Here is a 3,096-nt window from a genome sequence, read left to right as displayed (position 1 = left end):
TTTAAGAAAGTACACCGCCTTCAGGCAAAATACAAGCCTAAATTATAACAAAAAAGATTCCAGCTATCATTTTTTGATAACTGGAATCTTTTTTAACTTCATAAGGGCTAGTTATGTCCCAGCCCCTAGAGGAAGCGTAAATCTGAGCATTTAGTGATAAGGACTGCGAATTTTGCTCAATTTTTTTTATTTATCTAAAATTAACCCTCTTGCCATCGTGCGGAGATAATCAAAATAAATACAAACCAGAACGAAACACCGACCGTGATGTTTAAATATCATGGTCGGTGTTTCGTTCCTCTAATGGACTTTTGATACAGCCCTATTATTTATATAAAAAGCTGCTTATTCCACGGAAAATATATAGGAGTATATTGGTTGATTACCGTTATGCACTTCAATTTCAATATCTTCGTATGTTTCTTCTATATATTTGATCAATCGATTTACTTCTTCATCTTCTACATCTTCCCCTTGAAGAATCGTCAAGATCTCATCATCTTTAGAGATCATCTCATTTAGAAGCAATTTCACTGTTTCCATTTTATCAGAGTCAGTAGCAATGATCTTACCATCTGCAATACCCATAAAATTACCGTTTTCAATGGTAATGCCATCAATTTGTGTATCACGTACAGCATAAGTTATTTGTCCAGTTTTCACCTGTTTTCTTGCCTCGTCCATTGCTTGCTGATTACTATCAATATCTGCATCTGGATGAAATGAGAGCATAGCGCTTATACCTTGTGGAATTGTTTTAGTTGGAACAACTCGTACATTTTCTTCAGCTAATTCTGCCGCTTGATCAGCTGCCATTAGGATATTCTTGTTATTTGGAAGCATTAACACATTTTTAGCATTAGCTTGCTTGATGGCATTTGCAATATCCTGAGTGCTTGGATTCATTGTTTGTCCACCTTCAATGACCACACTTGCCCCTAAGCTTTCCAAAAGATCCCTCAAGCCTTTACCCATGGCCACTGTAACAATTGCATATTCCGACTTTTCTTTTTGCATATTTTTCTTTTCTTTACTTCCTACAATAGCAGTATGCTGCTCGCGCATATTTTCTATTTTCATATTAATTAAGCTTCCATAACGTTGCCCCATTGTTAAACAATGTCCTGGATACTCTGCATGAATATGAACCTTCACAAGCTCATCATCAGAAACAACTAGCAAGGAATCACCATGCTCACTTAAATCGTTACGAAATGCTTCTTCATCAAATGGATATTCATTTAATTTGTCTTCTTCAAACTTAACCATAAATTCAGTACAATAGCCAAACTCTATATCCTCTGTATCCATAAAATCCTGTGTTACTTTATGGTGTTCAGCATTTATCATTTCATCCATATTAATATCCGATGGATCTTCAGGAAGTTCTTCTCCCTTTAACGCAGCAAGGAATCCTTCATAGATGGTTAATAAACCCTGCCCACCAGAATCTACTACACCAACTTCTTTTAGGACTGGAAGTAAATCTGGTGTACGTTTAAGTGATGCTTTTGCTTCAGCTACAATTTGTTCCATTAGCTGAATGATGTCTTGTTCTTTTTCAGCAACTGAAACTGCTTGATTCCCTGCATCCTTTGCAACAGTTAGTATGGTGCCTTCTACAGGTTTCATTACAGCATTATACGCAGTGGAAACACCACTTTCAAATGCCTTCGCAAGCTCCATGGTTGTAACCGCTTCTTTTTTTTCCAACCCTTTAGAAAAACCACGAAAAATTTGTGATAGTATGACCCCTGAATTACCTCTAGCACCCATTAGTAACCCTTTAGCAAATGCTTCAGCTACTTCAGATACACTGTCACTAGTTAATTTTTTTACTTCATTAGCTCCGGAAGTAATCGTTAGATTCATATTTGTTCCTGTATCACCGTCGGGTACAGGGAATACATTTAAAGCATCAATTTTCTTGGCGTTATTCGACAAATTATGCGCTCCAGAAAGAATCATTTGAGCAAGTTTCTTGCCATTTATCTTCTGTAAAGTCACTATTATATTTCCTCCTCTGTAGACAAAAGCTCACAGCGCCTGTAGATCTACTATTCATGCTTCAGGCGCTAGAGCATTAACACTTTATACAATTAGATGATATGAAATTAGTCTTTTGAGACACGAACTCCTTGAATATAAATATTGACAGAATCAATTTCTAACCCTAAGGATTGATTTAACGTATATTTAACCTGAGATTGAACATTATGAGCAATTTCGGATATTTTTGTTCCATAACTCACAATAATATACATATCGATATGTAAATTGCTTTCTTCTTGACGGACAATGACACCTTTTGAAAAGTTTTCTTTTCTTAAGATTTCAGCAATGCCATCGCGTATTTGACTTTTAGAAGCCATCCCAACAATTCCATAACATTCAACTGCTGCACCACCAGCAATAGTGGCAATTACTTCATTAGTAATCGTTACCTGACCATCGTTTGTATGAAGTTCAATGGACATTTGAATCCTCCTTATAATACCTGCTCACATTATCTAAGCATATTCTACTACATGCAGAACCTTTTTAAAAGTATAGATAATACCTAATTAAAAATTACCACTTATAACAATGTACGATTTGTGTTAATCTGTCAAGTATTTTCTCTTTATATAACAAATAATCCCAGTTTATTCGTGGTTTTACAAAAAGAATAATTGCAATCTAGTAAGAGTTATGGTAAATTGTATAAGTATGAAAATGCAAAGAAACATGTAAAAGTAGGAGGGATAACATGGCCAGAAAATGTGTTGTAACTGGACGTCAAACTCGCAGTGGAAACCAACGCTCTCACGCTATGAATTCCAATAAGCGTCAATGGAAAGCTAATGTACAAAAAGTACGTATTATGGTAGATGGAAAACCGAAAAAAGTATATGTATCTGCACGTGCCCTTAAATCAGGGAAAGTAGAACGCGTTTAATATACTAATACAACTTATCGCATTAGTTAAGAAAGGGGCTGGGACATAACTAGCCCTTATGAAGTTAAAAAAGATTCCAGTTATCAAAAAATGATAGCTGGAATCTTTTTTGTTATAATTTAGGCTTGTATTTTGCCTGAAGGCGGTGTACTTTCTTA

General features: G+C 35.5%; 3 protein-coding genes. 1 reads left to right on the top strand and 2 read right to left on the bottom strand.

Going from position 1 to position 3,096, the window contains the following annotated elements; translation table 11 throughout:
• Nucleotides 1-345: 345 nt before the first annotated feature.
• Both RVS70_RS21430 and RVS70_RS21425 read right to left on the bottom strand, forming a co-directional pair.
• Nucleotides 346-2,007 (bottom strand): DAK2 domain-containing protein, encoded by a 1,662-nt coding sequence (locus RVS70_RS21430; protein ID WP_205388610.1) that lies wholly within the window; start codon nt 2,005-2,007, stop codon nt 346-348.
• A gap of 107 nt (nt 2,008-2,114) precedes the next feature.
• Nucleotides 2,115-2,477 (bottom strand): Asp23/Gls24 family envelope stress response protein, encoded by a 363-nt coding sequence (locus RVS70_RS21425; protein ID WP_026680851.1) that lies wholly within the window; start codon nt 2,475-2,477, stop codon nt 2,115-2,117.
• Nucleotides 2,478-2,749: 272 nt separating this feature from the next.
• On the opposite strand from RVS70_RS21425, the gene rpmB reads away from it, so the two are divergent.
• Nucleotides 2,750-2,938 (top strand): 50S ribosomal protein L28, encoded by a 189-nt coding sequence (gene rpmB / locus RVS70_RS21420; RefSeq protein WP_026680850.1) that lies wholly within the window; start codon nt 2,750-2,752, stop codon nt 2,936-2,938.
• The last annotated feature ends 158 nt before the right edge of the window (nt 2,939-3,096 follow it).

Source organism: Virgibacillus sp. M23, assembly GCF_034190895.1.
In the GTDB taxonomy this organism is placed as follows: domain Bacteria; phylum Bacillota; class Bacilli; order Bacillales; family Amphibacillaceae; genus Virgibacillus; species Virgibacillus salarius.
This window is presented reverse-complemented; position numbering and strand designations above follow the sequence as displayed.

Excerpts from the sequence above, each read along its gene's own strand:
- rpmB (WP_026680850.1), top strand. The coding sequence starts at position 2,750 with ATGGCCAGAAAATGTGTTGTAACTGGACGTCAAACTCGCAGTGGAAAC.
- RVS70_RS21425 (WP_026680851.1), bottom strand. The coding sequence starts at position 2,477 with ATGTCCATTGAACTTCATACAAACGATGGTCAGGTAACGATTACTAAT.